Annotated in this window: 1 protein-coding gene; it reads left to right on the forward strand. The window is 78.4% G+C overall.

The window, feature by feature from the left end:
* Nucleotides 1–1,275 (forward strand): polyketide synthase dehydratase domain-containing protein (locus VR45_RS36215; RefSeq protein WP_045944176.1); only part of this gene is annotated, 1,275 nt, incomplete at both ends.

The raw sequence follows: 1,275 nt of genomic DNA on the forward strand, positions 1-1,275 counted from the left end.
AGCGGACGGCGCTGACGGCGCTCGCCCGGATCCACGTCCAGGGCCACCAGGTCGACTGGACCGCCCTGTTCGGCGGCGGGCACCGCCCGAGGCTCGCCCTGCCCACCTACCCGTTCCAGCGCCGCCGCTACTGGCTGGAGCCCGCCGCCCGGACCGCCGCCGACGCGCGCGGACTCGGTCTGGCGGCCGTCGACCACGCCGTGCTCGGCGCGGCCGTCGCCCAGGCCGACTCGGAGGGTGTGCTGCTCACCGGCAGCCTCTCCCTCGCCACCCATCCCTGGCTCGCCGACCATGTGGCGCTCGGCACCGTCCTGGCGCCCGGCGCGGCCCTGGTCGAGCTGGCGATCCGGGCGGGCGACGAGGTGGGCGCGAGCACCCTGGACGAGCTGGTGATCGAGTCCCCGCTCGTGCTGCCCGAGCGCGACACCCTGCACCTGCACGTGGCGGTCGGCGCACCGGACGGGACCGGCGCGCGTCCGGTCACGATCCACTCCCGGCCCGCGCCCGGCCCGGCCTCCCAGGCGGCCCCGGCCGCCGTGGACGGCGCCTGGACCCGGCACGCGAGCGGTCTGCTGTCCGCCGACCGGCCCGGCACGGCCGCGCCCACCGCCTGGGCGCCCGCCGAGGGCGCCGAGCACCTCGCCCCCGAGGAGGCGTACGAGCTGCTGTCCGCCGTCGGACTGGACTACGGTCCGGCCTTCCGCGGGCTGCGCGAGGTCTGGCGGGACGGTGCGACGCTCCACGCGCACGCCGTCCTGCCGGAGCCGCTGACCGGGGACGCCGCCCGGTTCGGCCTGCACCCCGCGCTGCTGGACGCCGCCGCCCAGCTGCCCGCCCTCGACGGGGCGGACCGCGACCCCGCCGACGGCGACCCGGCTGCCGCCCGCACCCGTCGGCTCCCGTTCGCCTACCGGGGCGTCACCCTGCACGCCGCCGCCGCGACCGAGCTGCGGGTGCTGGTCACCGCGACCGGGTCCGACTCCTACCGCCTGGAGGCCACCGACCCGGCCGGCCGGCCGGTGATCACCGTCGAGTCGCTGGTCACCCGTCCTGTCGTCACCGACCGGCTGGGCGCCGAGCCCGCCGTCGGACGGGACACCCTGTTCGCCGTCGACTGGCCGGAGGTGGCGGTCGAGGCGTTCGACGGGGCATCGGACGAGGTGCTGCGGGTGGACGGGGACGTGGTGGCGACGCTGGCCGCGCTCCAGTCCTGGCTGGCCCAGGACGAGGGCGCCGGTGCGCCGCTGGTGGTGCTGACGCGGCAGGCTGTGGCCG

This window comes from Streptomyces sp. NRRL S-495 (assembly GCF_000966955.1).
Classification (GTDB): domain Bacteria; phylum Actinomycetota; class Actinomycetes; order Streptomycetales; family Streptomycetaceae; genus Kitasatospora; species Kitasatospora purpeofusca.